Genomic DNA, 3,185 nt, shown 5'->3' with positions numbered 1-3,185 from the left:
GAGCCTGGCCGGCGCCGCACTGTCCGCGCCGGCGTCCGCGGTGATGACGGCCTACGCCGCAGCGGCCGACGACGTGACGCCGTACCTGCAGGGCATGGGCCACGAGCTCGTCGGCACCGTGGCGCTGCGCGAGGCCATAGCCGAAAGGTACTGCGAGCGAGGTCTTCCCACCGAACCGGACGAGGTGATGGTGACCACCGGGGCGTTGCACGCCATCGGTTTGATCCTCACGACATACATCCAGCCCGGTGACCGCGTCCTGGTGGAGCAGCCCACCTATCACGGTGCGCTGTCGGCGATCACCACCGCGGGGGCGCGTGCGGTTCCGGTGTCGATGACCGAGGACGGCTGGGATCTGGATGCGGTGGAGGCGGCGGTGCATCAGCTGGCACCCAACCTCGCCTACCTGATTCCCGACAATCACAACCCGACCGGCCACACCCTGTCTGCTGCTGATCGAAAACGTCTGGCGCACATCATCACCGAGACCCGGACCCGGACTGTCATCGACGAGACGATCACCGACATGTGGATCGATCGGCCGGCGCCTCCGCCATTGGCCGCCGAACTGACCGGCCGACGTGACCTGGTGCTGACGGTCGGCTCGATGTCGAAGTCGTTCTGGGGTGGGTTGCGGATCGGCTGGATCCGCGCCGAGCGCAACACCATCGCCACCCTGACCACGCTGCGACCCTCGATCGACATGGGTACCGCGATACTCGAACAACTGGCCGCAGCAAGGCTTCTCGCGCAGCACGAGGAACTGCTTCCGGAGCGCCGGGAGATCCTGCGGACCCGGAGAGCGTTCCTCCGGTCGCTGCTGCACCAGCAGCTACCCGAGTGGCAACCGGGACCCGGCGCCGGTGGCATGTCGCTGTGGGTGCGACTGCCCGCTCCGATGAGCACCGCGTTGTCTGCGGCCGCCTCGCGCATCGGCCTCGACCTGCCCGCCGGCCCTCGGTTCGGCGTCGACGGAACGCTGGAGCGTTTCGTCCGGATCCCCTACGCGCTGCCCGAGGACCAACTCTCCGAAGCCGTCGGCCTGCTCGCCCGCGCCTGGCACAGCGTGACCGGTTCCGCCGCAACGGAACCCACGACCGTCGTGGTATGACGCGCTTCTCCGCCGGAATTGCATTCCAGCAGAAAAAGTTCGAGAACGGGCCTGCCGGAACGCAATTCCGGCGGTCCGCCTAGTCGGGAATGTCGACCCGCCGCACCAAGCCGTCGACTGCATCCGCCGCCTCGATCTCACTGCGGGTGACGCCGAGGATGAACAGCACGGTGTCGAGATAGGGGTGGCTCAGCGACGCATCCGCCACCTCACGCAGCGCAGGCTTGGCGTTGAACGCCACCCCGAGACCCGCAGCCGACAGCATGTCGATGTCGTTGGCGCCGTCGCCGACCGCCACCGTCTGCTCCATCGGCACACCCGCCTGCTGGGCGAAATCGCGCAGCGCCTTGGCTTTTCCGGGCCGGTCCACGACATCACCGACGACCCGCCCGGTGAGCTTGCCGTCGACGATCTCCAACTCGTTGGCGGCGACGAAGTCCATCATCAACTCGTGCGCGAGGGGTTCGATCACCTGCCGGAAGCCGCCGGAGACGATGCCGCAGTGATAACCCAGCCGCCGCAATGTCCGCAGCGTGGTACGGGCACCCGGGGTCAACTCGATCTGGTCGGCGACCTCGTCGAGCACCTCGGCCGGCAGCCCTTCGAGGGTCGCGACGCGGCGGTGCAGCGACTCGGCGAAGTCGATCTCGCCGCGCATCGCCGCGGCGGTGACCTCGGCGACGGCCGCCTCGGCGCCGGCATGGGCAGCGAGCATCTCGATGACCTCACCCTGGATCAGGGTGGAGTCGACGTCGAAGACGATCAACCGTTTGGCGCGCCGCGACAGGCTGTAGTCCTCGACCGCGATGTCCACGCTTTCCTCGACGGCCACCCGGGCGAGCACCGCTTGCAACTGGCCGTACGCTCCGGGCGGCACCGTCACCCGCAGTTCCAGGCCGGTCACCGGATAGTCGGAGACGCCGCGGATGAAGTCGATGTTCACACCCAGCGTGGCCGCCTCCCGGGCCACGACCCCGAATGCTTCGGCGGAGATCGGCCGGCCCAGCACCACGATGGTGTGCGTCGAGGGCTGCTCCCCCAGCACCGGCATGCCGTCGCTGGCCTCGATGGTCACGTCGAGACCGACGCCGTGGATCGCGGACTCGACCTCCGCGGCCAGTTCCGGACCGCCGGCGACCGCGGCGGGCCCCGCGACGAGAACGCCGAGCGTCAGCCGCCCGCGGATGACGACCTGTTCGACGTTGAGCAGGTCGACGCGGTGCCGGGACAACACTTCGAACAGGGCCGAGGTGACGCCGGGCTGATCATGACCGGTGACCGTGATCAGCAGCGACGAGCGCTCCCGCGCCGCTCCTGACGCCCCCACCCCGTGGGTGCCGCCCGCACGCTCGGTCAGCTACGAACCTCGACGTCGTCGATCCTGGTGACATCGCCGTCCTCAGGTCCGTGCGCCCGGCCGACGTGAGCCTCGCGGCGCATCCGTTCGACCATGTGCGGATAGTGCAGCTCGAAGGCGGGGCGCTCGGAGCGGATCCGGGGCAGCTCGGTGAAGTTGTGCCGGGGCGGCGGGCAGCTGGTGGCCCACTCCAGGGAGTTTCCGTAGCCCCACGGATCGTCGACCGTGACGACCTCGCCGTAGCGCCAACTCTTGAAGATGGTCCACAGGAACGGCAGCGTCGACGCACCGAGGATGAACGCGCCGATCGTCGAGACGATGTTCAGCGTGGTGAAGCCGTCGCTGGGCAGGTAGTCGGCGTAGCGGCGCGGCATGCCTTCGTCACCGAGCCAGTGCTGCACCAGGAACGTGGTGTGGAACCCGATGAACGTCAACCAGAAGTGCAGCTTGCCCAGCCGCTCGTCGAGCAGCCTGCCGGTCATCTTCGGGAACCAGAAGTAGATGCCGGCGTAGGTGGCGAACACGATGGTGCCGAACAGCACGTAGTGGAAGTGCGCGATGACGAAGTAGCTGTCGGTGACGTGGAAGTCCAGCGGCGGGCTGGCCAGCAGCACGCCCGACAGACCGCCGAGAAGGAAGGTCACGATGAAGCCGACCGAGAACAACATCGGTGTCTCGAACGTCAACTGGCCTTTCCACATCGTGCCTATCCAGTTG

General features: G+C 67.8%; 3 protein-coding genes. 1 reads left to right on the top strand and 2 read right to left on the bottom strand.

The annotated features are described in order from the left end of the window. Positions 1–1,111 (top strand): aminotransferase-like domain-containing protein (locus WA965_RS00465; protein ID WP_526446889.1); only part of this gene is annotated, 1,111 nt, incomplete at its 5' end. 79 nt (positions 1,112–1,190) lie between these two features. Here the strand turns inward: WA965_RS00465 and serB are convergent. Then, complete coding sequence (gene serB / locus WA965_RS00460; protein WP_526298111.1) at positions 1,191–2,438, bottom strand: phosphoserine phosphatase SerB; 1,248 nt, start codon at positions 2,436–2,438, stop codon at positions 1,191–1,193. Positions 2,439–2,464: 26 nt separating this feature from the next. Beyond that, positions 2,465–3,185 (bottom strand): cytochrome c oxidase subunit I (locus WA965_RS00455; protein WP_526446887.1); only part of this gene is annotated, 721 nt, incomplete at its 5' end.

The sequence above is a fragment of the Mycobacterium sp. genome, assembly GCF_049683935.1.
In the GTDB taxonomy this organism is placed as follows: Bacteria; Actinomycetota; Actinomycetes; order Mycobacteriales; family Mycobacteriaceae; genus Mycobacterium.
The sequence above is the reverse complement of the archived record's forward strand: the minus strand, read 5'-3'. Positions and strand labels throughout refer to the sequence as shown.